General features: G+C 72.3%; 20 protein-coding genes and 1 pseudogene. 13 read left to right on the plus strand and 8 right to left on the minus strand.

The window, feature by feature from the left end:
• The first annotated feature begins 36 nt into the window (after positions 1-36).
• From AC27LF_RS10335 to AC27LF_RS10345, 3 genes are all read left to right on the plus strand, one after another.
• Positions 37-1008 (plus strand): alpha/beta hydrolase, encoded by a 972-nt coding sequence (locus AC27LF_RS10335; protein ID WP_479662687.1) that lies wholly within the window; start codon positions 37-39, stop codon positions 1006-1008.
• A 44-nt stretch (positions 1009-1052) separates the two neighbouring features.
• On the plus strand, positions 1053-1775 hold the full coding sequence (locus AC27LF_RS10340; RefSeq protein ID WP_479662688.1) for an alpha/beta fold hydrolase: 723 nt from the start codon (positions 1053-1055) through the stop codon (positions 1773-1775).
• 355 nt (positions 1776-2130) lie between these two features.
• Positions 2131-3366, plus strand: coding sequence for an MFS transporter (locus tag AC27LF_RS10345; protein WP_479662689.1), 1236 nt, complete (start codon positions 2131-2133; stop codon positions 3364-3366).
• Between the two features lie 344 nt (positions 3367-3710).
• Here the strand turns inward: AC27LF_RS10345 and AC27LF_RS10350 are convergent, their stop codons facing one another.
• The 4 genes from AC27LF_RS10350 to AC27LF_RS10365 form a co-directional block, all read right to left on the minus strand.
• Positions 3711-4256 (minus strand): TetR/AcrR family transcriptional regulator, encoded by a 546-nt coding sequence (locus AC27LF_RS10350; RefSeq protein WP_479662690.1) that lies wholly within the window; start codon positions 4254-4256, stop codon positions 3711-3713.
• Positions 4237-4851 carry a sugar O-acetyltransferase gene (locus AC27LF_RS10355; RefSeq protein WP_479662691.1) on the minus strand — a complete coding sequence of 205 codons (615 nt, stop codon included), beginning with the start codon at positions 4849-4851 and terminating at the stop codon, positions 4237-4239. The genes AC27LF_RS10350 and AC27LF_RS10355 overlap by 20 nt, the downstream gene beginning before the upstream one ends.
• A gap of 172 nt (positions 4852-5023) precedes the next feature.
• The gene (locus tag AC27LF_RS10360) at positions 5024-5608 is read right to left on the minus strand and encodes an RICIN domain-containing protein (RefSeq protein WP_479662692.1); all 585 of its coding nucleotides are present in this window, start codon (positions 5606-5608) and stop codon (positions 5024-5026) included.
• Positions 5609-5730: 122 nt separating this feature from the next.
• A complete protein-coding gene (locus AC27LF_RS10365) occupies positions 5731-6462 on the minus strand; it encodes a hypothetical protein (protein ID WP_479662693.1) in 732 nt (243 codons plus the stop codon).
• Between the two features lie 230 nt (positions 6463-6692).
• On the opposite strand from AC27LF_RS10365, the gene AC27LF_RS10370 reads away from it, so the two are divergent.
• The 3 genes from AC27LF_RS10370 to AC27LF_RS10380 all read left to right on the plus strand — a co-directional run bounded on the left by AC27LF_RS10370 (position 6693) and on the right by AC27LF_RS10380 (position 12288).
• On the plus strand, positions 6693-9386 hold the full coding sequence (locus tag AC27LF_RS10370) for a helix-turn-helix transcriptional regulator (protein ID WP_479662694.1): 2694 nt from the start codon (positions 6693-6695) through the stop codon (positions 9384-9386).
• Positions 9387-9497: 111 nt separating this feature from the next.
• Entirely contained in the window at positions 9498-9956 is a 459-nt protein-coding gene (locus tag AC27LF_RS10375; protein ID WP_479662695.1) for an SPW repeat protein, read from the plus strand.
• 253 nt (positions 9957-10209) lie between these two features.
• Entirely contained in the window at positions 10210-12288 is a 2079-nt protein-coding gene (locus AC27LF_RS10380; RefSeq protein ID WP_479662792.1) for an aconitate hydratase, read from the plus strand.
• 15 nt (positions 12289-12303) lie between these two features.
• Here the strand turns inward: AC27LF_RS10380 and AC27LF_RS10385 are convergent, their stop codons facing one another.
• A complete protein-coding gene (locus tag AC27LF_RS10385; RefSeq protein ID WP_479662696.1) occupies positions 12304-12924 on the minus strand; it encodes a TetR/AcrR family transcriptional regulator in 621 nt (206 codons plus the stop codon).
• A 111-nt stretch (positions 12925-13035) separates the two neighbouring features.
• Here AC27LF_RS10385 and AC27LF_RS10390 point away from each other — a divergent pair, with 111 nt between their 5' ends.
• From AC27LF_RS10390 to AC27LF_RS10405, 4 genes are all read left to right on the plus strand, one after another.
• Entirely contained in the window at positions 13036-13836 is an 801-nt protein-coding gene (locus AC27LF_RS10390; protein ID WP_479662697.1) for a siderophore-interacting protein, read from the plus strand.
• Between the two features lie 11 nt (positions 13837-13847).
• The gene (locus AC27LF_RS10395; protein WP_479662698.1) at positions 13848-15029 is read left to right on the plus strand and encodes a pyridoxamine 5'-phosphate oxidase family protein; all 1182 of its coding nucleotides are present in this window, start codon (positions 13848-13850) and stop codon (positions 15027-15029) included.
• Positions 15030-15239: 210 nt separating this feature from the next.
• The gene (locus AC27LF_RS10400) at positions 15240-17972 is read left to right on the plus strand and encodes a helix-turn-helix transcriptional regulator (protein WP_479662699.1); all 2733 of its coding nucleotides are present in this window, start codon (positions 15240-15242) and stop codon (positions 17970-17972) included.
• A gap of 212 nt (positions 17973-18184) precedes the next feature.
• Positions 18185-18493, plus strand: coding sequence for a hypothetical protein (locus AC27LF_RS10405; protein WP_479662700.1), 309 nt, complete (start codon positions 18185-18187; stop codon positions 18491-18493).
• Between the two features lie 126 nt (positions 18494-18619).
• Here AC27LF_RS10405 and AC27LF_RS10410 read toward each other — a convergent pair whose 3' ends face one another.
• The 3 genes from AC27LF_RS10410 to AC27LF_RS10420 form a co-directional block, all read right to left on the minus strand.
• Positions 18620-19495, minus strand: coding sequence for a nickel/cobalt transporter (locus AC27LF_RS10410; RefSeq protein WP_479662701.1), 876 nt, complete (start codon positions 19493-19495; stop codon positions 18620-18622).
• A complete protein-coding gene (locus AC27LF_RS10415) occupies positions 19492-20520 on the minus strand; it encodes a hypothetical protein (protein ID WP_479662702.1) in 1029 nt (342 codons plus the stop codon). Before AC27LF_RS10415 ends, AC27LF_RS10410 begins: the two co-directional genes overlap by 4 nt.
• Positions 20521-20843: 323 nt before the next feature.
• Positions 20844-22295 (minus strand): MFS transporter, encoded by a 1452-nt coding sequence (locus AC27LF_RS10420; RefSeq protein WP_479662793.1) that lies wholly within the window; start codon positions 22293-22295, stop codon positions 20844-20846.
• 210 nt (positions 22296-22505) lie between these two features.
• On the opposite strand from AC27LF_RS10420, the gene AC27LF_RS10425 reads away from it, so the two are divergent.
• The 3 genes and pseudogenes from AC27LF_RS10425 to AC27LF_RS10435 all read left to right on the plus strand — a co-directional run bounded on the left by AC27LF_RS10425 (position 22506) and on the right by AC27LF_RS10435 (position 24780).
• Positions 22506-22952: a MarR family winged helix-turn-helix transcriptional regulator gene (locus AC27LF_RS10425; protein WP_479662794.1), complete on the plus strand. Its 447-nt coding sequence runs from the start codon at positions 22506-22508 to the stop codon at positions 22950-22952.
• Between the two features lie 6 nt (positions 22953-22958).
• Positions 22959-23242 (plus strand): annotated as a pseudogene (locus tag AC27LF_RS10430) (monooxygenase); the annotation flags it as partial.
• 200 nt (positions 23243-23442) lie between these two features.
• Positions 23443-24780 (plus strand): NsdA family TPR-like regulatory protein, encoded by a 1338-nt coding sequence (locus tag AC27LF_RS10435; RefSeq protein WP_479662703.1) that lies wholly within the window; start codon positions 23443-23445, stop codon positions 24778-24780.
• The last annotated feature ends 72 nt before the right edge of the window (positions 24781-24852 follow it).

Consider the following 24852-nt stretch of genomic DNA (forward strand, 5'->3'; position numbering starts at 1 on the left):
ACGGCCGCCGCGCCCGATGAATCACAGGAGATGCGCATGTCTGATGCCCTCGCGCCGGTCGAGCCGGTGCTGGAACCCGCGGCAGCCGCGTTCGCGGAGGCCACCGCCAACCCGCCCTACCTCTTCGACCTGGCGCCGGCCGAGGGCCGCAAGGCCGTCGACGAGGTGCAGTCCGGCGAGGTCGACAAGCCGGCGATCGACGAGGAGTGGATCAGCGTCACCGGCGGCCCGACGGGCTCCGTGCGCGTCCGCATCGTCCGGCCCGCCGGCGCCACCGGCACCCTGCCGGTGATCCTCTACATCCACGGCGCCGGCTGGGTCTTCGGCAACGCCCACACCCACGACCGCCTGGTGCGCGAACTCGCCGTCGGCGCGAACGCCGCGGTCGTCTTCCCCGAGTACGACCTGTCACCGGAGGCCCGCTACCCCGTCGCCATCGAGCAGAACTTCGCCGTCGCGCGGTGGATCGTGGAGCAGGGCGCGGGCAAGGGCCTCGACGGCACACGGCTGGCCGTGGCGGGCGACTCGGTCGGCGGCAACATGACGGCCGCGCTGACTCTGATGGCCAAGGAACGCGGTGGCGTCCCGCTGGTCCAGCAGGTGCTGTTCTACCCGGTCACCGACGCGAACTTCGACACCGGCTCCTACCACCAGTTCGCCACCGGCTACTTCCTGCGCCGCGACGGCATGCAGTGGTTCTGGGACCAGTACACGACCGACGAGACCGAGCGGGCACAGATCACCGCGTCCCCGCTGCGCGCCACCACCGAGCAGTTGCAGGGCCTGCCCCCGGCGCTGGTCATCACCGGCGAGGCCGACGTACTGCGCGACGAGGGGGAGGCATACGCCAACAAGCTCCGTCAGGCGGGTGTGCCGGTCACCGCCGTGCGTTTCCAGGGCATCATCCACGACTTCGTGATGCTCAACGCCCTGCGCGAGACCCACGCCGCACAGGCCGCCATCGCCCTGGCCACCCGCACGCTGCACGCGGCCCTGCACGCCGGCTGACCCGACGGCCCACACTCGCCAGCAACGAAGGAGAAGAGACACACATGGCCACCAAGCCCGCCCCGACGGTCGTCCTGGTGCACGGAGCCTTTGCCGACGCCGCCAGTTGGTCGGGGGTCATCGCGGAGCTTCAGGAGCACGGCGTCGCCGTGGTGGCGCCGCCCAATCCGCTCCGCGGACTGGCCTCGGACGCCGCGTACATCGCTTCCGTGGCGTCTCAGATCGACGGTCCGGTCGTCCTGGTGGGCCACTCCTACGGTGGTGCGCTCATCACCGTGGCCGGTACCACGGAGAACGTCGTCGGACTCGTGTACGTCGCTGCCTACGCGCTCGAAGAGGGCGAGAGCCTTGGTGAACTCCAGGGCCGCTTCCCTCTCTCGGCGCTCGTGAGCAACCTCAAGGAGGCGACGTACCCCGTCGAGGGCGCTGAGCCCGCCGTCGAGGTCACCATCGAGGCCGAGGCGTTCCCGGCCATCTTCGCCGCGGACGTCCCGGCCGACGTCACCAAGGTGTTGGCGGTGGCGCAGCGCCCGCTGGCCGCCGGCGCGTTCGAGGAGACGGCCTCGGCGGCGGCGTGGAAGACCAAGCCCTCCTGGGCGCTCATCGCCGGCGCGGACCAGGCGATCAACCCCGAGGTGGAACGCTTCGGTGCCCAGCGGGCCGGGGCGACGACCGTCGAGATCGACGGTGCCTCGCACGCGGTCGCCGTCTCCCAGCCAGGGGCCGTCGCCCAGCTGATCCTCGACGCGGTGCGCGCCACGAGCTGAGCGCTCCGCTGGATAACGCCGCGCTGTGCCGTCGGTCGTCTGCGGCACCGTCGTGGCCGGCCGGGCCCGCGCGGCACAGCCGATACCGATACGGCCGCACGCCCCTTCGGGGCGCCGTCGAACCGCGGCGCACCTCACCGAGCCCCCTCGGCCGCGCGGACCGCCTTGAGCAGCCCGCGCGGCTGACGCCTTCCCGCGCCATGGACGGCGGGCGCTCCCGACCCTGCTCGGCCTCTGGTCAAGACCCCCACGCGGCACCCGCACACCCTGAGCCCTCTTCAGGGCCTCGGCGGCCACCCCTACAGGCTTGGAATACACGGGCGTTCGGGCGGCTGTGTCCCTTAGGTTTCGGTGCATGGCCTCATCCGCTGGTCCTGAACGCCGAGTTGCCGAGGCGCGGCCGCGTCTGGTGACCCGCCCGCTGCTGTTGCGCTTCGTGACGGTCGTCGGCTCGTCGGCAAGCTTCTACCTGCTGCTGTCCGTCGTACCGGCGTACGTGCAGAGCGTGCCGGGCCGGGGCAGCGACGAGGCGGGCCTGGTCACCGGTGTGCTGATGCTGGCCACGGTGGCCGGCGAGCTGATCGCCCCCTGGCTGGCCGCACGCTGCGGCTATCGCGTGATGCTCGGGGCGGGGCTGTTGCTGCTGGGCGCTCCGGCCCTGGCCCTGACGGTGTCGCAGAGCATGGCGTGCATCGTGGCGGTGTGCCTTGTCCGGGGGCTCGGCTTCGCGTTCACGCTGGTGGCGGGTGGGGCGCTGACGGCGTCACTGATCCCGCCCGAACGGCGCGGGGAGGGGCTGGCTCTGATCGGTGTCATGGCCGGTGTGCCGTCCCTGGTGGCCTTGCCGCTCGGAGCCTGGCTGGCCTCGCACACCGGGTACGAGCCCGTCTACTGGGCGGCGGCGCTGGTCGCCCTGGTCTCCGTCGCCGCCGTCTGGGGCCTGCCCGGCCGGGAAGCGGCGCAGGGGCCGCCGCTGGGGATCTTCGCCGGGGCACGTTCCGGTGCGCTCGGCCGGCCCACGGCCGTGTTCGCGGCGACGGCAGTGGGCGCGGGGATCGTCGTCACCTTTCTGCCACTGGCCGTGGCGCCGGGCCGCTCCGGCGTGGTCGCCGCGGCGCTCTTCGTGCAACCGGCCGCCGCGACCGCATCCCGCTGGTTCGCCGGTCGGCGCGCCGACCGGCGGGGAGCCGCCGGGCTGGTCGTGCCGGGACTGGTCGTCTCGGCCGCCGGCATCCTCGTTGTCGCCCTGACGGGCGTTCCCGTCGCGGTCGTGGTGGGTGCGGCCGTGTTCGGGGCGGGCTTCGGCATCACGCAGAGCGCCACCATCACGCTGATGTACTCCCGCGTCCCGCCCTCCGGGTACGGGACGGTGAGCGCGCTGTGGAATGTCGCCTACGACGCGGGCATGGGCATCGGCGCGGTCGGCTTCGGCACGGTGGCCGGCCTGACCGGCTATCCCTGGGCGTTCGCCCTGACCGCGTTCCTGATGCTGACGGCCCTCGTCCCGGCCCGGTGGGACCGCACGGCGGCGCGCGAACGGCGTGCGACGGCCAAGGAGGAGCGGGCGCTGAAGGCGGAGGGGCAGCGGTGAGCGCGATCGCCCCCCGAGCCGGACGCGTCCCCGCGGGGAACGAACGCCCGTCAAGCGGGCGGCGTGCCCGACAGCTCAGGTACCGACCCGGGCGCGCACCAGCGCGGCGACGCCGAAGGCCATGAGGGCGAACGGCACGCTCCGTCGCGGACAGACCCGCGCGCTCGGTCAGCAGCGGGGAGATGACGCTGTAGCTGCACAGCACCCCACCAGTGATCATCGCGCAGGTCGCCGGCGTCAGCCACAGCCGGCCGCAGCGCAGAACGCTCAGCTCGGCACCGACCGAGGGCGGCACACTTCCCGCTCTTTCCTCGGACACGAGACGGGCCGCTCGGGGATCGCCGTCAGGCGGTGGTGATGCGCACGACCGCCTGGCTGGTCAGTGCGCGGCCGTGCGGTGCGCCGTTGTCCAGGGCACGGTGCAGCGCGAGTCCCTCGATGAGCGCGTCGAGTTGACGTGCGGTGTCGGGGTCGAAATGCCGTTCCAGCAGCTGCCTGCTGCGGCGCATCCATGCCTGGGTCAGCTCCTGGTACTCCGGCCGTCGGGCGGCGAGGGTGTAGAGCTCCTGGGTCAGGATCAGGTCGCGGCGGGGCCCGTCGGAGAGCGTGTGCACCAGGTCGGTGACGGCCTCACGCGCCTGTTCGGGCCCCTCGGCGCGGCTCAGGTACTCCTCGAAGACGGCCGCGATCTGATCGGCGAAACGCGTGAAGGCTGCGCGCAGGAGGTCGTCCATGCCACTGAAGTGGTAGGTCATCGAGCCGAGGGGGACGGCGGCGCGGGCGGCGATCTTACGGTGGGAGACACCGGCCACACCCACCTCCGCGATGTGGTCGAGCGTCGCGGCAAGGATGCGCTCGCGGCGCTGCGGGTCAGCGTGTCCGGTGGCCATCTGCGTCGTGTTCCCGGAGGGTCCGGATCGGGCGGGCGGGGTTGCCGACGGCGACGACATCGGCGGGGATGTCCTTGGTCACCACCGCGCCCGCGCCGATGACACTGTTGTCCCCGATGGTCACGCCGGGGCAGACGATCACGCCGCCGCCCAGCCAGACGTTGTTCCCGATCGTGATGGGCAGCGCGGCCTCCAGCTTGTCACGCCGCAGCTGCGGCTCCACCGGGTGGGTGGGTGTGAGGAGTTGCACGTTGGGCCCGATCTGGCAGTCCTCGCCGATGGTGATCGCGGCGACGTCCAACGCGGTGAGGTGGTAGTTGACGAAGGTGCGGGCGCCGATGGTGATGTTGCTGCCGTAGTCGACGTAGAGCGGCGGGCGCACCTCGACGTCCTCGCCGACCGAACCCAGCAGCTCCGCCAGGACCGGCCGGGCCTTGCCCGGATCCTCCAGGTGCGTGGCCTGGTACTGGGCGGCGAGTTGCACGGCGCGCTGTTGCCTGCGCGCGATCTCGGGGTCGTCGGCGATGTAGAGGTCGCCCGCGAGCATGCGTTCCAGGTTGGTGCGCGGGTCGTCGGCGAAGTATTTCGGCGGCATGCGTACGATCGTACACTCCGCCGGTGTACGACCGTACGCGCCTCGCGCCGCGACATGCACAATGCGCCGGGCCGGCGGCCGGGGCGAGGGAGCCGAGGCAGCTCGGTCGTGTGTGGGGCGTTGCGACGGCCCGGCCGCCGAGGGCGTGCCGGGACCGGGTCGCTCAAGCTCGCTACTGGGCTACGAGGTACCAAAGGCGCGAGGGGTCGGTGTCGCAGTTGTAGATGACGGTCGGCGTGTTGTTCAGGACACCCCCGCCCGCCGGGCTGAGGCACTTGCCGCTGTTGTAGTTGACGAGGTGGTAGTTGAGGTTGCCCTTGTCGACGAAGTACCAGAGTCTCGACGGATGGTCGTCGCAGTTGTAGATGACCGTCTCGGTGTTGTTGGTGCCGGCTCCCCCGGCGGGGCTCAGGCACTTGCCGCTGTTCAGGTTCAGGATCTGGTAGATGTTGTTTCCCTTGTTCACCAGATACCAGGAACGCGACGGGTCGGTGTCACAGTTGTAGATGACGGTGGGCGTGTTGTTCAGGACACCCCCGCCCGCCGGGCTGAGGCACTTGCCGCTGTTGTAGTTCGCGAGGTAGAGGCCGAACCCCGAGGCCGCCGTGTCCGCCGACGGCGTCGGGGAGGCCGCGTGAGGCGCTGCCGACGCGGGGTCCGACGCCGAGGCGGTCGGCGCCGACAGGAGCGATCCACCGATGGCCGCCGCGGTCGCCGCGATCATCCCAGCGGTCCTGAAGTACATGGTCGTCGTCATCTGCTTTCTCCTTCGAGCGCGGAGGACGGAGTCCAGGGGACATTCCTTGATCGTCGCGCTGCGCGGGCGGCCCGTATGTCGCCCGCCGCGACGTGCCGTGCACGGTCCGGACCGTCCGGTGCTCAGCCGCAGCTGCGGAACGCATCCGTGGTCCCGGCCGTGGTGACGAGGCCGGACCTGCGGTCCAGGACCACGACGGTGGCGGGTTGGGTGACGCCGCTGCGGCAGCTGATGAACCCGACGGTCTGGTAGCCCTGGATGCGGCCGGTGGCGTCGGCGGTCAACTGGCCGAGCGAGAAGGGACCGGTCGTGCTGATGCCGACGGCGTAGAACGACACCGTGCCGTTCGGGGACAGGCCGCTGCCGGTGGCCGTCAGGTAGGCGCCGGTCGAGTAGCCGTATTCCGTGAACACCGACACACCGCCGCGTGGCGTGGCACCCGGATCGACCAGTCTCCAGGGCGCGTTGGCGTTGTCGGCGCGGGCCTGGTCGCGGCCGGCCGGCGGCACGCACACATGGTCGGCGGGGCTCGTCTCGCGCCATACGTAGCCCTGCTTGCAGGTGTCGGGCCCGTAGGGGCCGCCGCCGGGCTCGCGGCGCGAGGCGGCGAGTGAGTTCTCCGTGGCGGTCTGGGAGCGGATCTGCGGGGTGACGCAGACCAGGTCGGACGGTACGGCCTCGCGCCAGACGTAGCCGTTCACACAGGTGTACGGCCCGTACGGCAGGTCGGCCGCGTTCGCCTGTGTGCCCGTCGCCAGCAGGCCCGTGACCAGTGCGGCCGCCGCGGCCGACGCGGCGGTGGCACGCCGAGCGAATCGGGCCAGCCGGGCGTAGGTGCTTGGTGTGTCACGCATGTGACCCCTCTGGGTAGATCGGGTGCAACGCAGTGTCGACTGCACGCGTCGGATTGCTGAATTCCCCTGCCCCTGTGCGCGGGTGACCGGGGAGCCGGTCCCGGCTGTCACCCGTGGGCACGGCGAGAACGTACCTGTGGGGCGGCACCCGGTCGTGAGTAACGTGTTACTCAATTTGCGGACTTGAGCCTGCCCGACGGTTCGGGCCGACCTGTGCGGAGTGGCTGCTGATGACGGATCGGGAGAACGCACCGGACCACAGACCTGGCGCGGTCCTCGACCGCTCGTGGCCGTTCACCGGCCGGGACGGTTCACTGGCGGAGTTGACGCGGCTGCTGGCGGGTCCGGCCGGGTCCGGCGTTGTGATCATGGGTCCGCCGGGGGTCGGCAAGACACGGCTGGCCCGTGAACTGCTGGCGAGGTCGGCCACGGGACGGGTGCTGGTGGTCGCGGCCACCGCGAGCACCGCGGGCATCCCGTTCGGGGCCTTCGCACACCTGCTGCCGGCATCGCTTCCGGCCACCGGCGGGCGGCCCAACCTGCTGCGGGTCCTCGCCGACGCGGTCCTCGCCGACGCGGACGACGGCCGGACGCTGTTCGTGGACGACGCCCATCTCCTGGACGACGGTTCGGCGGCCCTGCTGCTGCACCTGGCCGTGCGCGGCGGTACCCGGACCGTGCTCACCGCGCGCTCCGGTGTCCCGGTGCCGGACGCCGTGGAGGCGTTGCTGCGCGGCGACTACTGCACGCGTGTCGATGTGCCGCCACTGGATCAGGACGACGTCCGCCACCTGCTGGAGCGGGCACTGGCCGGGCAGGTGGAGACCGCGAGCGTCCATCGGCTCTGGCAGGTCAGCGGCGGCAATGTGCTCTGGCTGCGCCAGCTCGTGGAGGCGGGCCGCGCCGCGGGGACGCTGGCACGCGTCGCGAAGGTGTGGCGCTGGCGGGGTCCGTTGGGACTGTCGACGGAGCTGACCGACCTGGTCAGCCACCGTATGGGGCGACTCGGGGCGGACGAGCAACGCGCCGCCGAACTACTGGCGTTCGGCGAGCCGCTCGGAGGGGCCGTCCTCGCACACCTCACGCATCCCGCAGTCGTGGAAGCGCTCGACCGGCGTGGTCTCCTCCTCGGCGAGGAGGACGGCCGCCGCACCCTGCTCCGGCTGGCACACCCCCTCTACGGAGAGGTTCTGCGCCGCACGACGCCGCCCCACCGGCGGCGGCGCCGCTGCCGGGAACTGGCCGCGGCGGTCGAGCGGACGGGCCTGCGCCGGCGAGGGGACATCGCACGCGTGGGCGCCTGGCGGCTGGCCGCCGGGGATCACACCGATCCGCGGTTTCTGCTCGCCGCGGCGGACAACGCCCTGCGCACCATGGACTTCGCGCTGGCGGCCCGGCTCGCCGAGGCGGCCTGTGCCGCAGGGGGCGGGCCGTCCGCCCGGCGGGCGCTGGCCGCGGCGCTCGGCCACACCGGGGACGGTGTGCAGGCCGAGGAGGTGCACGGAGGACTGCCCGTGACCGGCGCGTCCGCACGCGAAGAGGTGCGCTCGGTACAGCTGCGGGCGGCCAACATGTATCTGTCGCTGGACCGGCCCGACGACGCACTCGACCTGCTGCGCCGCGCCGAGAGCGCCCTGCACGACCCGGCGGCGCAATCCGAACTGGCCGGACTTCAGGCGGTGTTGGCTGCCACCCAGGCCGACTGGCCGGCGTACGAAAGGGACCTGGCGCGCGCCCGGCGGCACCCGTCGCCGGGCCCCGCCACCGAGGTGAGGACCCGCTACGCCGAATGCGTCGCGCACTTCGCGCACGGACGGACGCGCGCGGCGCTCGAACTGGCCGAGTCGGCCCTCGCGATGCTGGCGGCCGGGGACGGCGAGCAGGACATACCCATGATCGGGGTGGGGCTGGTGAGCTGGCTCGCCAACGCCCGGGCCTTCGCGGGGCGGCTGGATGAGGCCGAGGCGACCGCCGACACCCAGTACCGGCTGGCGCGGGAGTCCGGCTGGGTCGGCAATCAGGGCGCGTGGCAGTTCTTCCTGGGCCGGATCGCCGCCCGCCGGGGGCGGCTCCGGTCGGCGCGGCGGCATATGCGGGAGGCCGCCTCGACGTTGCGCGAGGACACCACCTGGGGGCAGCAGGCGCTGGTCTTCGGGGAGTTGGCCGCCATCGAGGCGCTGCTCGGTGATGTGTCCGAGGCACGGGCCCTGCTCGATGAGGCACACCTGGCGCGCGTGGAGTCCTATCGCATCCTCGATGTGCCGGCGTTCCAGATGGCCCGGCCGTGGATCCTGGTCGCCCAGGGGCGCGGGTACGACGCCGTGCGGCAGGCGGTGCGCGCAGCGGCGAACGCCCGTGACCGGCGGGCCCTGCTGTGGGAGGCGGAGCTGCTGCACATCCCGGTGCGCCTCGGGCGGTCCTCGACCGTTGCCCGCCGGCTCGCCGAACTCGTCGCCGTCTGCGACGCTCCGCACATCGCCGTCTACGCCGATCATGCCGCGGCGCTCGCGGCCCGCGACGCGGCCGCCCTGGTGCGGGTCTGCGGCGCGTACGAGGCGGGCGGCCTGGATCTGCACGCCGCGGAGGCCGCCGCGCAGGCCGCCCGGCTGTGGTCGGGAACGGGTGACTCGTCGTCCGCCCAGCGGGCCGCCGACCGCTGTCACCGCCTGGCGCGCCGCTGCGAGGGGGTGGCGACGCCCGCCGTGCTGGCCTGCTGGTCCCCGGAGCTGACCGACCGGGAACGCGATGTGGCCAGGCTCGCCGCGGCGGGTCTGAGCAGTCGGGATGTCGCGGATCGGCTGGGCATCACCGTACGGACCGTGGACAACCATCTGTATCGGGTCTACCGCAAGACAGGTGTGACGAGCCGCGGCGGTCTGCGCCGGGTGCTGACGCCCGGCGCCCCCGAACCCCGGGACGGGTGAGCTGGTGATGCATCTCACACCACGTCTGTCGGATATGCCCGGTTAACCACACTGAAGTCGGGAAGCCGCTCATATGTAAAGACATCTCCTCATGGAGAGGAGACGGCAGCAATGTCGTATCCACAGCACTCCACGGAGCACTCCACGGGCATGACGGGACACCCCGAGATTGCAGAGATGCGGGAGCGACTCGAACGCACGGCCTCCTCGGGCAGGGCGATCGTCCTTGAGGGACTGATCCTCCTGGCCGGTGTGTATGCCGCGATCTCGCCCTGGGTCGTCCACTTCTCGGCACAGCCCAACATCACTGTGAACAACCTGATCGTCGGCATCACCGTCGGCCTGATCGGTTTCGGCCTGACGCTCGTTCCGGAGCGGATGTTCCGCCTGGTGTGGACCATCGCGCCGCTCGGCGTCTGGCTCATCATCTCCCCCTGGGTGGTCACCGCCACCCACGGTGCGCGGGCGGGCATCGTATGGAACAACTGCTGGCTCGGCGCTGTCACCCTTCTGCTGGGGCTGGCAGCCATGGGCCTCACCATCGGCATCACCCGCGGCACCCGTCGTTGAGAACATGAGCGTGTCGTGCTCCGCTCGCAGGTACGACACGCTCGTCCGTGACGGCACCGTCCCCCCACTCCGCACCACCCCGGGTGCGTCTCGCGGTCAGCGCTCCCGCACGGAGCGTGACGTGCATGGCTCCGGCTTGCCGGGCCCGGGCCGAGCGCGCAGCGTGGGCGTTGTGACGCTCTCGCACGGCACACTCGCCCACGGCACGCCCTCGCGCGGCAGGCCCTCCCCCGGCACCGTCTCCCACGGCACGCTGGCGCACCGGCTCATCGCCGATCATCTGGTCGACGGCGTGATGGAGCCGGGCCGGGAGATCGGGCTGCGGATCGACCAGACGCTCACCCAGGACGCGACCGGCACCCTGGTGATGCAGGAGCTGGAGGCCCTTGGCCTGGACCGGGTCCGTACCGAGGTCAGCGTCCAGTACGTCGACCACAACCTGCTCCAGGCGGACGAGCGCAACGCCGAGGACCACGCCTTCCTGCGCTCCTCCTGCCGCCGCTACGGCATCTGGTACTCCAAGCCCGGCAACGGCGTCTCCCACCCCACCCACATGCAACGCTTCGGCATCCCCGGCAGGACGCTCGCCGGGTCCGACTCGCACACCTGCGCGGCCGGCTCGCTCGGCATGCTCGCCCTGGGCACCGGCGGCCTGGAGGTCGCGCTCGCCATGGCCGGGCGGCCCCTGCACGTGACCATGCCGGAGATCTGGGGCATCCGCCTGACCGGCCGACTGCCTGCCTGGGTGAGCGCCAAGGACGTGGTGCTGGAGCTGCTGCGCCGCCACGGCGTCAAGGGCGCGGTCAACCGGATCCTGGAGTATCACGGCCCGGGCCTTGCGCATCTGACCGCGATGGACCGGCATGTCATCGCCAACATGGGCGCCGAGCTGGGCGCCACCACCTCCGTCTTCCCCGCCGACGACGCGGTGCGTGCATTCCTGCGCGCCGAGGACCGCGAGGCCGACTTCCGTGCGCTGGCCGCCGACCCGGACGCCGTCTACGACCTGACGGAGGAGGTCCGTCTGGACACGCTCGGACCGCTCATCGCCCGGCCCACCTCGCCCGGCAACGTCGTACCGGTGAGCGAGGTAGCGGGCCTGCCGATCGGGCAGGCCGTCATCGGTTCCTCCGCCAACCCGGGGCTGCGTGACTTCGCCGTCGCCGCGGCCATCGTCGCCGGCCGCCAGACCGACCCGGCCGTCAGCTTCGACGTCAACCCCACCTCACGCGAGATCCTCGCCGACCTGACCAGGACGGGCGCCACGTTCGAGCTGATCGCCGCGGGGGCCCGTATCCACCAGGCCGGCTGCTTGGGATGCATCGGCATGGGGCAGGCACCGGCACCCGGCCGGAACAGCCTGCGCACCTTCCCGCGCAACTTCCCCGGCCGTTCCGGCACCGAGCAGGACGCGGTGTGGCTGTGCTCCCCGGAGACGGCCGCCGTGTCCGCCCTCACCGGTACGATCACCGACCCGCGCGCGTGGGCGGCCGAGGAGGCGGTGCCGTACCCGGACCTGCGGCTGCCCGAGCGTGCCTCGGTCAACCGCGCCATGCTGGAGCCCCCGCCGCCGCCAAAGGAGGCGGCCCTGGTCGAGCTGGAACGCGGCCCCAACATCTCCGGGCTGCCCGACTTCGACCCGTTGCCGGACGAACTGACGGGCCCGGTCCTGCTCACCTGCGGCGACAACGTCTCCACCGACGAGATCTCCCCGGCCGGGGCGAAGGCACTGCCGTACCGCTCGAACATCCCGAGACTCGCCGAGTTCACCTTCACCCGGATCGACCCCGGCTATCCGCGGCGCGCCGCCGAGCTGGCCGCCCACGGCCGTCCCGGTACGCACTTCGTCGTCGCGGGAGACAACTACGGCCAGGGTTCCTCCCGCGAGCACGCCGCCATCACCCCCCGCCACCTCGGGCTGCGCGCGGTCGTCGCCAAGTCCTACGCCCGCATCCACTGGCAGAACCTGACCAACTTCGGCGTCCTGCCGCTGGAGTTCGACGACCCGGGCGACTACGACCGCATCGACATGGGCGACCGGCTGCGCCTGGGGAACCTCCGCACGGCCCTGGCCCCCGGTGCCGAGCCCCGCCTGCGGCTGCACAACCTGACCAAGGACGAGACCTACCGGGTCCGCCACCGCCTGTCCGACGGCCGCAGGCGCACCGTGCTCGCCGGAGGCGCCATCGCCTGCCTCGCCCACGAGGAGCGGCGAGGACCGGCAGACACCGAGGTCCGGACCACTCCGGCTGATCGTGACGGCCTCGGCGGCAGCGGCGGCCGACCCACCATGCCCGACCCCCGCGGGCCTCGCCCGCGCGGAGACATCTGAACTCGGCGCGTGCGGCTACCGATCGCCGCGCAGATACCTAGTGATCATGTCGACGAGTTCGTTCTCGAACGTCTCGACCCGGATGGTCCGCGGGTCGGCCATGAGCTTGTGCGTGTTCATCTCCACCGTGCCCACGATCAGCTCGGCCGCGGTGTCGAGGTCGCGTACGCGGACATCCGGGTGCCTGGCGAGGAGGTCGCGCACCTGACCCACGCGCATCCTGCCGTGCCGTTCGATCGTCTCGATCAACTCCTGCGAGAACGGCGCCTCCTCGATCATGATCCGGAGCAGCTGCGGGTCGTCGCGGTGGTTGTCGATCGCGTCGCGGACCAGTGCCCGCACCGCCGCCTCCAGGCTCCCGGCGGACAGATCGAGCTGGTCGGCCTGTGTCCACCTGCCGCGGTCGATGTGCCGCACCAGCAGCTCGGCGAGGATGGCGTCCTTGTTCGGGAAGTACTGGTACAGCGAGCCGATGGAGATACGGGCGCGTTCGGCGATGCGGTTGGTGGTGCCGGCGGCGTAGCCGTGCTCGGCGAAAACGTGAGCAGCGGCGGTGAGGATGCGCTCGCGGGTGAGTTCGGCGCGCACCTGGCGAGGCTTGCGACGTGGCTGAAGACGGCGGTCGGCCGACGGCATCCGATGCTCCTTCCGGGGCGCGGAAAGCGAGTAGCCAAAGAGCTGAGCTATTGCTCAGAATAGTGGCATGAACTGCGGAAACAAGCCCGTTCCCGGTGTGGGTGGTGGGCCGTGATCCCCAAGGTGCGGCTGCCTGAGTCGCGCACGATGATCACGCTGGAGGTGCGGCGCCGCCGGTTCCTCACTCCGGGCTTCGCGAGCGTCACCCTCGGCGGCCCGGCCGTGCGGGACCTCACCGTCGTCGGCAACGACCAGGCCGTTCGCCTGTTCTTCCCCCGGGAGGGACAGAGCGCGTTACGGATGCCGACCGTCTCCAACGACGCCTGGATCGCCCAGCTGATGCTGCTGCCGAAGTCGGTCCGCCCGTGGGTGCGCAACCTGACGATCCGGCGCGCGCGGCCCGCGGATGACGAGATCGACATCGAGTTCGCCCTGCACGGCGACTCCCCCATGTCGTCCTGGGTGCGCCGGGCCGAGCCGGGCGAGCAGGCGGGGATCTTCGACATCGGCACCATGTACCGGCTGCCGGCGTACGCCGAGGGGCAGTTGCTGGTCGGTGACGAGACCGCGTTGCCCGCCATCTTGTCGATCCTCGACGGAACACCGCCCTCGCTGGCCACGGAGGTCTATCTGGAGGTGGCGACCGCCGCCGACATCCGGTCCTTCGAGGCGAGCGCCGGCGTCCGCGTCCACTGGTTCAGCCGCGACGACGAAGGGCTGCGGCCCGGCACCCTGGTGCTGGACGCGGTACGCCGCGCGTCGCTGCCGCCCGGCCGTTTCTACACCTGGGTCGCGGGCGAGTCCCGGCTGGCCACGACGGTGCGGCGGCATCTGGTCGACGACCGTGGCGTGCCCAAGCGTGACATCTCGTTCTTCGGCTACTGGCGTCTGGGCCGGTCCGCCCCCGGCTGAGAGGACTCCCCGTGCAGCAAGCAGACCAGTCGCACACCCCGCGCCGGCTGACGACGGCGCACGAGGTGGAGACAGCCGTCGGCCGCCCGGCGCCGGCGATCGGCCTCAAGCAGATCGGCGCCCTCGACGACGGCTGCCGGGCCGTCCTCGCCCGGTGTCCCGTCGCGGCCTTCGGCTACCGGGAGGCCGACGGCACCAGCAGGACCACCTTCATCGGCGGCACCCCGGGGTTCACACGTGTCCGCTCGCCGACGCGGATCTCGTTCTCACTGCCCGACTCCGGCGACCCGCACGGTCCGGTCTCGTTCTTCTTCCTCCTGCCGGGCATCAGGGAGGTCCTGCGCGTCAACGGTTCGGCGGCCCGGCGCAGGGGCGCCGAGACGACCGTCGACATCGAGGAGGTGTATGTGCACTGCGCACAGGCCGTCCTGCGCTCCCGCCTGTGGCAGCCGCCCGCCCCGGCCGGGCCCGCCGCCGGGATCGCGGGGGACGGGCCCCTGTGCCGGCCCGGCGTCGCCGCGTTCCTGGCCGCTGCGCCCTTTCTCGCACTGTCCACCTGGGACTCGTCCGGTGGCAGCGACACCAGTCCGCGCGGAGACCGGCAGACGGTGACGCGGATCCTGGACGGCCGCACGCTCGTCATCCCCGACCGCAAAGGCAACAAGCGCGCCGACACGCTCCACAACCTGCTGCACGACGACCGGCTCTCGCTCGCCGCGCTCGTCCTGGGGCGCAGCGGTGTGCTGCACGTCCGCGGTCGCGGCACGATCACCGACGATCCCGCGCTGCTGGAGACGATGGCGCTGCGCGGGACGCCCCCGCACCTCGCGCTGCTCATCGACGTCGAGCACGCCGAGGTGGCCGACAACGACGCCGTGGCACGCTCACGGATGTGGGCGCCCGACGCGCACCTTGCCCGCGGCGCCGTCCCGGACCTGCTGGCGCTGGCGGGAGAACACCTCGCCGCGAACTCGGCGGGCGCCGACGGCGCTCCCCCGGCGCTCCTGCTCAAGGCCCTCGGTGCCGTCCCCGGGATGAAACGGCTGCTGCGGCTGGTGGCCGAGTGGGCCTACCGTTACGGGCTGCGCAAAGAGGGCTACGAGGACATCGGGCCCGGCGCGATCGGTCGGCGCGGCGACTCCCCGCGCCGACGCGGTGCCGACGGCGGCAGAACGGACCACTCCGTGCGCTAGGCGCGCATCGCTCGGTGCGGAGGTGCGCATCGCTCGGTGCGGAGATGCGCACGCCGAGATAAGCGGGCAGACGGCGAGCGCGGCGAACCCGGTTCGTCATGACATCCGTTCCAAGGGTTCCTTCGCCCTGGCCGGTCGGGCTGCGCGGCTGAGGCCCGTCGGGAACTTCGCGGCGGCCTGCGGGAGGGCGCCGAACACTATGCTGGGCGCATGGCTTTGGTGTTCGGTCGGGACGCCGTGCTGGAACAGGCATGGGCGTCGCTCACCGAAGGCGATCCCGTGCTGCTCGCAGGGCCGGCCGGGGTGGGCAAGAGCGCCGTCTGGCGCGCACTGGTGGACCGGGCACGGCAAGCGGGCCGGCTGGTCCTGACGTGCGCGCCCGCGGAGTCCGAATCGTCGTTGGCGCTGGCGGCCCTGGCCGACCTGCTGCGGCCGCTCACCCAGCGGGTGGCCGATCTGCCGGGCCCTCAGCGGGCGGCGGCGCAGGCGGCGCTGCTCACCGCGAGCGTCGGCACCGCCGTGGACGAGCGGGCGCTGGCCGCGGCCACACGGTCCCTGCTGGACGCCGCGGCCTCGGATCGCCGGGTCATGGTGGCGGTGGACGACGCGCCGTGGCTGGACCCGGCCAGCGAACGGGCGTTGAGGTATGCGCTGCGACGGGTTCCCGGGCTGGCGATCCTGGTCAGCGCCCGCAGCGAGGCCGCCGACCGGACACCGTTGGAACTGGACCGGCTGGCCGGACGTATGCGCCGGATCGATGTGCAACCGCTCGGTGTGGGGGCGCTGCACCACATGCTGCGGGATCGGTTGGACGTGACGCTCAGCCGCCCGCTGCTGGCACGCATAGCCCGGGACTCCGGCGGCAACCCGCTGCTGGCGCTGGAGTTGGCCCGCGCGGTACTGCGGTTGCCCCGGCTGCCGTCTCCCGGCGAGGACCTGCCGTTCCCCGCCACGATGACACGGGTGCTGGCCGACACGGTGAGCAGGCTGCCGCCGGCCGGCCTCGACGCGATCCGGCTGGCGGCCCTGCTGTCCGTGGCGAGCCTGTCCGATCTGCGGGCCGCCGGTGTGGACCCCACCGCCTTCGACGCGGCGGAGGACGCCCGGCTGCTGACCGTCGCCGAGGGCGCGGTGCACTTCAGTCACCCGCTCTATGCGGCGGCGGTCCGCGCGGACATGCCTGCGGGACTGCGCCGCCGGCTGCATCGCCGGCTGGCCGACATCGTCGCCGATCCGGACGAGCGGGCCCGTCAGCTCGCGCTGTGCGTGGTGGCACCGGACGCCGCCGTCGCCGCCGAACTCGCGGCATCGGCGCAGCGGCAGCGACGCCGGGGCGCCCCGCAGATCGCCGCCGGACTCCACGAACAGGCCGCTCGGCTGACACCCCCGCAGTTCACCGCGGGTCAGAACCGCCGCCGACTGGCGGCGGCCCGCTGTCACTATGACAGCGGCGACTACCGCGCGGCGGCGACGGCGGCCGGCCAGGTCGCCGATGCGGGCGACGGCGACCTGAAGGCGGAGGCGTTGCTGCTGCGCGCCGAAGTGGCCTGGAGCGCCGACGAACCGCTCTCGGTCGCCGCCGAGACGGCGGAACGGGCGCTGGCCGCGGCACCCGACGCCGCACCGCTGGCCGGTCGCATCCACGCCTATCTGAGTCTGTTCCACGACGCGCCCGAACCGGCACGGCGTCATGCGCGGGCCGCCTGCGAACTGCTCGCCGACGCGGCACCCGAGGATGTCGAGCTGCTGTCAGGGTCATTGCTGCACCTGTTCTTCAACGAGGTCCGCGGCGGCCACCCGCCCCGGCTCGAACTGCTGGAGCGTGCCCTGGCGTTGGAGGGCGAGCGCCCGTCCTGGCTGGGCGGCACCATCCCCGCGATCTGGTGGAGGTCCGTCGACGAGCACGGCATGGCCAGGACCCGCCTGCACACCATGCTGGACCAGGCGATCGCCTTCGGTGACGAACCGGGACAGCACGAGCTGCTGGCACACCTGGGCGAGACGGAGCTGGTGGCCGGGCGCTACGACGCCGCCGCCCGTGCCATCGCCGTCGCGCGGGATCTCGGTGAACAACTGGGCACCGGCCTGGTGGGCGAGACCTGGCTGGCCGGTCTGCTCGACGCACACCGGGGCGACGTGGCCGGGGCGAGGAAGGTCGCCGAGGCGGGACTGCGGCGTGCCGAGGCCGTCGGCGACCCGTGGGCACGCCGGATCCACCTCGCCCTGAGCGCGTTCACCGCCCTGTCCGACGGCCGTACGGACGACGCCGCGCAGACATATCGGGCGCTGGCCGCCGAGGCGGACGCGACGGGCCTGGTCGAGCCGCTGTCGCAGCGGTTCGAGCCGGACTGGATCGAGGCGTGCGCCGCCGTCGGCGACCTGGAGACGGCCCACCGTGTACTCGACCGGCTCACCGAACGGCATGAGCGGTTGCCCCGCCCGTGGACGACGCTGGGTCTCGCGCGCAGCCGGGCCCTGCTGGCCGCGGCCCAGGGCGAGGACACCGCCGAGGCGGTCGGCAGGCTTGAGGAGGCAAGGGCCGCGGTCCCCGGGCATGTGCTGCCGCTGGATCGCGCCCGCTGCCTGCTGGTGGCGGGGGTGGTCCACCGGCGGGCCAGGCGCAGACGCGCCGCGCGTACGGCGCTTGAGGGGGCGGCCGCCGAGTTCGCCGCGATCGGCGCGGCGGCGTTCGAACGCCGGGCCAGGGCCGAACTCGCCCGGATCGGGGGGCGGACGCCGGCCTCACCGGAGCTGACTCCCACCGAGAAGCGGGTGGCGGGACTCGCTGCCGAGGGCCGGACCAACCGGGCCATCGCGGACGCGTTGTTCATCAGCCCGAAGACCGTCGAGGCGAACCTCGCCCGGGTCTACCAGAAGCTCAACATCTCCAGCCGCGCCGAACTCGGCGCCGAGATGGCACGGCGGGGGCGGGGCGCTCAGTAGGGGGAAACACCCCCTTCGATCGATGGCGGCGAGCACCTGACCCGACGGCGATCCGGTCGCCTTGGCGCCGGCGCACAGGGAAACGCCCGATTCGTACTGGCGCTCGTCGAGGGCCCTGACGCCGATGTCGTGGCCGCGGCCATGGCCGACGCCGGCTGGCCGGTCCACCGCATCAACCCGGCGGTTTGGTTCGACTCTTGGGGGGACCAGAAGTGAAGCGCACATCCCTGACGGCGTTGTTGGCCGTGTCCTTGACCCTTGCGGCCTCGGCCTGCGACTCCTCCACGGCCGCACCGCCGGCCGGCGACCGGAGCTCCGGCGGCCGGTCCTCCGCCGCCGCCACGACGACGGCAGGCGACACGGAGCAGAGCACGACGGTCGACGCCTGCGCCCTGCTCAAGGTCGCGTATCTCGACGCGGCGGGCGCCTGGGACTCGTCCCGGCAGCCGCCCGCCCCACCCGTCTTCGAGATGCGGCACATCGACGAGGCGGCCTTCGACGCCGGGTGTCCCGACGGGTAGCCAGGGGCATCGTCCGGCACGACGCGGCGTCGCGTGCTCCTGTCGCGGGACTTCAGCGCTGCTTCGGCGTGCGGGACGAACCCATCGGACTCAGCCCGGGGCAAGGTGTGTCGGACGCGCCGAGTGCTACGGCAGCGTCGCCGTGCTGGAGGACGGCACCAGGTCGTCCCCGTCGTCCGTCAGCGTGGACACCGCGGCGACGACGTAGAGACAGCCCGCCGTCACCACCGCCAGACCGGCCAGAAGCGGGGTCCAGGCCCTGAGCCTGGCGGCGGCCGTACGGCCACGGAACTGTCGCTCCAGGACGGTGAAGCCGCGGAGGGTGGCCACGCCGACTCCCGTGAGGGTCAGCGCCATCCCGACACCGAACGTGATCACGATGGCCAGGGCGCCGAGCGCACGTCCCGTCAGCAGACCGCTGACGAAGATGAGGAACGCCGACGGCGACGGCAGCAGTCCGCCGGAGAGCGCCAGTGCCACAAGGCCCTGGCGGGACCACGGATTGACCAACTGCTCCACGTGGTGGTGGGCGTGGGCGGTGGCCTCCTGCGCGGCGGTCTCATGGTCATGGTGTTCATGGGAGTGGCCGTGCTCGTGGTGGGGCCGGTCGGAGTGGCTGTGCCCGTGGGAATGCCCACGGCGGCGCAGCTGCCGGTAGACCAGGCTCATCCCCACGAGCGCGACGACCGCCCCGGCCACGGCCTGCATCCACGCGGTGGCGGTCTTGGTGCTGACCGCCGTGCTGCTCACCCCTACCCACAGCAGCGCGAGCACCAGAACCGAGAAGGTGTGCATGGTGGCAACGATCACGCCGAGGCGTACCGCGTCCTTGTAGCGTCCGCGCGTTCCCACCAGGTATGCGGCGGTGATGCTCTTGCCATGGCCCGGGGCGACGGCATGGGCCGCGCCGACACCGAGCGCGACGATCAAGGCGACCCAGAAGAGCGCGTTGCCGTCGAAAAGGGCTATCAGGTGGTTGTCGGCACGTCCGATGCCTGTCATGTGTCACTCCTGGTGCCTGCGCCGGTGTCGGCGATCGTCACGGCCTGCGCACCTGCGCCCGTGTCGGCTCTCGTCACGACGTGCGTGCCTGCGCCGGTGCCGGCAGTCGTCACGGCCTGTGCAGCTGAGCCGGTGTCAGCAGTCCTCATGGCCTCTATAGCTGAGCCGGTGTCAGCAGTCGTCAGGGCCTCTGTAGCTGAGCCGGTGCCAGCGGTCGTCACAGCCCGCGTACCTGCGCCCGTGACGGCGTTGGTGACGGCCTGCGTATCTGGGTCGCCCGGAGCCGCCGGGGACGGGGCGGGGAAGCCGGGTTCCGCGAGGGTGGCGCCGCTGACGCGGGCAGCCGTCCTGCGGCGCCACCGCCGCAAGGCCCACCCGCCGATCGCCAGGGCGGCGACAGCGGTACCGACGGAGAAGACCGCGACCGTCCTGCGGACGCTTCCGCCCGACGCCGTGAACCGCACGTGCGCGGTCGGCTCGGCGGAGGTGAACAGCGTCTGCTGCGGCTCGGCCGGGCCCTGGGAGGTGAGCATGGTCCGATACGCGGGGTGAAGGTCCGTGAGGGCGCTGATCGTAACGTCCACCTCGGCCACCGGGGCCGGGCAGGCGAAGACCAGTTGAGCCCCCTGGGCCACGAAGTCCTCCATCGCCCCTGCCACGGTCCCCCGGCAGGGCCGGCCGGCCTGACCGACCGTGATGTGCCCCAGCAGATACGTCCGCACGGCCGGCGACCGCCGCAGCCTCTGCTCGAAGGACAGGCCCGGGGAACTGCCGCCCTTGCCGTCGAAGACACCGAGTGACTGACCGAGCGTCACCCAGTCCAGCTTGTCGGTGTTCCAGGCGAGCAGCAGTCGAGAGCCCTGGACACTGACCTTGGCAGTGGACGGCGGTCCGAACGGGTGCGCGGCAGCGGACGGTACGGGCCCCGCGAAGGCGGTGAGGACCGCCAGCGTCACCCCTGCCGCCAAGGTGCCCGGCGACAGCCGGACCAGTGCCCTCGAACGGGCAAGGATCTGCAGGGACACGGTGCGGTTCTTTCGTGCGGTCTGTGCATACCGGCGTTCGATCACGCCGGAACGGCACTTTGTCCGCCTGACCGGACCTTTGCCGTACCTTTGCCGGACGATCACATGGAGACCAGATGAACTCGCAGCCTTCGGACCGGGTCACGGCGTATCAGCAGCCGCCCCTCCTGCGCGTGGGCCGCGACTGTCGCAGGCGCGCAGTGCGGTCGTGCCATGGCACGGCAGGCCGTGGCCGGCCGCCTGAAGCGGGCCGGCGCGCGGGCAAGACCGCGCCGGGTGCGCACCGGACCCGTCGGCGGTGCGCACCCGGCACAGGGCAGCCGTTAGGCGCGGACCGGCGCCTGAGCGGCCGGTGCCTCCTCGTCGGCGGAGTCGTCGGCGGCCCCGCGCAGGGCGGGGATGAGGCAGGCGACGGCGGCCGACAACAGTGCCACGCCGCAGCCGATCAGCAGACCCGTGCGGAAGCCGTCCTCGGAGGCGAGCGTGTGGCCGCCCATCGTGATGGTCATCTGCGCCAGGACGACACCGATGACCGCGGAGCCGATGGTCGTGCCGAGCGAACGCATCAGGGCGTTGAAGCCGTTGGCCGCCGCCGTCTCGGACAGCGGTACGGCGCTCATGATCAGGGCGGGCATCGCGCCGTAGGCGAGGGCGACACCGCTGTTGATCACGATGCCGACGACCATCAGGCCCCAGGCGGTGCCCATCAGCGGCAGCGCGATCCCGTACCCGGCCGCGATCACCACCGCGCCGCAGACCAGGGCGAACTTGGGGCCGCGTGCGTTGATCAGCTTTCCGCCGAGCGGGGAGACGATCATCATCATCACGCCGCCGGGCGCCATCCACAGGCCGGCCGCCAGCATCGACTGGCCCAGGCCGTAGCCGGTGGCCTCGGGGAACTGGAGCAGCTGCGGCGCGATCAGCATGAAGGCGTACATGCCGACACCGATGAGGATCGAGGAGACGTTGGTCAGCAGCACCCGGGGGCGGGCCGTGGTGCGCAGGTCGACCAACGGGTCGCGGGTGCGCAGCTCGTAGAAGCCCCACACGGCGAGCGCGGCGACCGCGAGGGCGAACAGGCCCAGCGTGGTGCCCGAACCCCAGCCCCAGTCGCCGCCCTTGGAGATCGCCAGCAACAGCGACACCAGGCCGATGGCCAGGCCCACGGCGCCGGGGACGTCGAAGCGCTGCCCCTTCGCGCCGGCCGGCACATCCGGGACGATGAAGAAGATCAGGGCGCCGATCAGCAGGGCGAGACCGGCCGAGCCCCAGAACAGCACCCGCCAGTTCGCGTACTGGGCGACGGCCGCGGCCAGGGGCAGGCCGATGGCGCCGCCGATGCCCATGGAGGCACTGACCAGGGCGATAGACCCGCTCAGTCGCTCCGCAGGTACGACATCGCGCAGCAGGGCGATGCCCAGCGGCACCATGCCCATGCCCATGCCCTGCAGGCCGCGTCCGACGATCATCGGCACGATCGAGGAGGCGAGCGCGCACACCACCGAGCCGACGACCAGCGGCACGGCGCAGATCAGCAGCATGCGCCGCTTGCCGATCAGGTCGCCGAGGCGCCCGGAGACCGGCACACACACGCCCGCGACGAGCAGGGTGACGGTGACCACCCATGCCGCGTTGGACGGGCTGGTGTGCAGGATCTGCGGCATCTCCGCGATCAGCGGGGTCACCAGCGTCTGCATGATCGCGGCGATGGTGCCGGCCAGCGCGAGTGTGGCGACGACAGCGCCTGAACGGGTGGTCGGCTGGGGGCCGTCCATCATGGGGCTCCTCTGTGAAACGTCAATCGGAAGCGGCGAGCGCTCTGTGCATGATGCACATCAAGTGCGCCGACCATACCTCATGCATGATGCATATGATGGACCGCGAGGTGAACCCGAGGGGCCGCAGAGCAAGGGAGCGGGCATGTGAACAGGGCGGACGGGGCAGACGGGGCGGACACAGCCACGGGACTGGTCGAGTTCGAGCAGATGCTGCTGAGCCGCTATCTGCATCTGAACAAGGGCAGGGAGCGAGGCCCCGGCAGCGTCCTGGACCGCAGTGCCTATATCCTCCTCAGCCGTGTCCGCATGGAAGGCCCCATGTCGATCGGGCAGCTCGGCGAGGCGTTCGGCCTCGACGCGTCCACCCTGAACCGGCAGACGGCGGCCGCCATGCGCGCCGGTCTCGTCGAGCGCATCCCCGATCCCGAAGGGGGAATGGCCCGCAAGTTCCGCATCACCCAGGAGGGCGCGCGGCAACTCGAACGGGAACGCGCGCGCATCATCGCCGGCCTGGACCGCGTCATGGCCGACTGGCCGGAGGCGGACATCGCGGCCTTCGCCGGCTTCCTCCGTCGCTTCAACTCGGGCATCGAACGCATCCACGGCCTCCCCTGGCCCCGCCCACGGCCGGCGACCCCGACCCCACCGACCTGAGACACCGTCCACGCCGCGGCCCTGGTCGCGGCGGCCGAGGCCAAGGGCGCCCTGATCGAACCGTCCCGCGAGGCCGAGGACGCCTGGATCGCCCTGTTGGCCGAGGGCGCCCCCGACCACGAGTGGTTCCACGCGGAGTGCACCCCGGGCTACTACAACCGCGAAGGACGCGGCCGCCCGAACGGCCCGACCGCCTGTCCCATGGCGCCGTCGCCTTCCACGCGTTCCTGGGCCGGTGGCGCGCGGAGTCCATCGGCGAGATCCTTCAGGGCAGGGCCGTCGCCCGCTGATCCCAGTGCGTTCCACCCGGACCGCTCACAAGCGCGCAAGCTTGCACGGTGTGAGCGGTTCCGCAGTTCAGCAACCCTGTTGCCCGTGGTCCCCGCATGGTGCAGTGAACGCGCCCGGGCATGCACGTGAATCGGTCTGCACCCTACGGGCGGTCCATCGGAAAGGTCCGTGACGTCCAGTCGCCTGACGGGGTGAGGATATGCCCAGGACTCCCAATACGCGTCTCAAGGCGCTGATGGAGGAAGCCGGGCTGAGCCCGTCCCAACTCGCCCGCATGCTGCGCTCGGTGGCCGCCGAGCGCGGTGCGCCACTGGCCTGCGACCAGACCGCGGTGCGGCGCTGGCTGGCCGGCGCACAGCCCAGGCCGCCCGCTCCCGCGCTGTTGCTGGAATGCCTCTCGCGCAAGCTGAACAAGCCCGTCACCGCGCAGGACGCCGGGCTCACACGCACTCCGGCGACCGTGATCGACTCGCCGGAGCAGGCCCCTTTACGGACGCTCATCCAGCTGACCCAGGCCGAGTTCGACCCGTCCCGGCGGGTCGTGCTGGGAGCGGGCGGCTTCAGTCTCGCCGCGCTCTCTCGCACCAGCCTGGCGATCTTCGATCACCCGGCGGAAGAGCCGCCGGCCGCCGCGGCCGCCCCAACGCGCGTCGAGCGGGGCCACATCGACGAGATCAGCGCCATGGCGGCGCTGTTCCACGGCGCGGCCGAGCGGCACGGAGGCGAGTCGATACGGGCCGCGCTGGCCGCCTACCTCGCCGACCGCGTCGCTCCCCTGCTGCGCGTCTCGGCCCAGGAGGCCGTGCACCGCCAACTGCTGTCCGCCATCGCCCGGCTGACCTTGCTGCTGGGCATCGCGTCGGCCGACAGCGGACACCACGGCGCCGGCCAGCACTACCACCGATCCGCCGCCCGGCTCGCCACGGACGCCGAAGACGCCGTCACCTTCGCCATCGCGTTGCGGGTCATGGCCACCCAGGCCCATGACCTGGGGCATCACAGCCCGGCGGTACTGCATCTCGCGGAACAGGCCGTCGCGCACGCCAGGCATGCCCCGCCCGCCGTGCTCGCCTACGCCCTGTCCCATCTGGCGGTGGTGCAGGCCCATGGCGACCGCCGTGCCGCGCTGGCGTCGCTCGCTCAGGCCGAGCGCTGCCACGCGCGCGCCGACACCGCGCCCGGCCCCTTCACCGGCTACCCCGCGGGCGCGCTGCACTATCAGCGGGCCCAGACCCTGGCCGCGCTGGGAGACCTCGCCGGGGCCCGCGCGGCGCTGACGCTCTCGCTGCGGCTGCGCACCGCCGCCGAACCCCGCGCCACCGCGCTCACCCGCGCGTACCTCGCCGAAACCCATCTGCGCATCGGCCACCTCGACGAGGCGCTGTCCCAGTGGCGGACCTTCCTCGCCGCCTACCCCGCGCTGCACTCGGCCCGCGCGACCCGCCGGCTCCAGAGCATGATCGGACAGCTGCGGCCGCACCGGGGTCATCCCGCCGTCCGGCAGTTCCTCGCCGAGGCGGCCGCGCTCGCCCCCTGACGCCGTAGCGCGCCACGCGTGCGGTCGCGCCGGCCGGACGGGGGCGCCGTGGCGGCCGGACCACGCTTTCGC

It is taken from the genome of Streptomyces diversicolor (assembly GCF_057537855.1).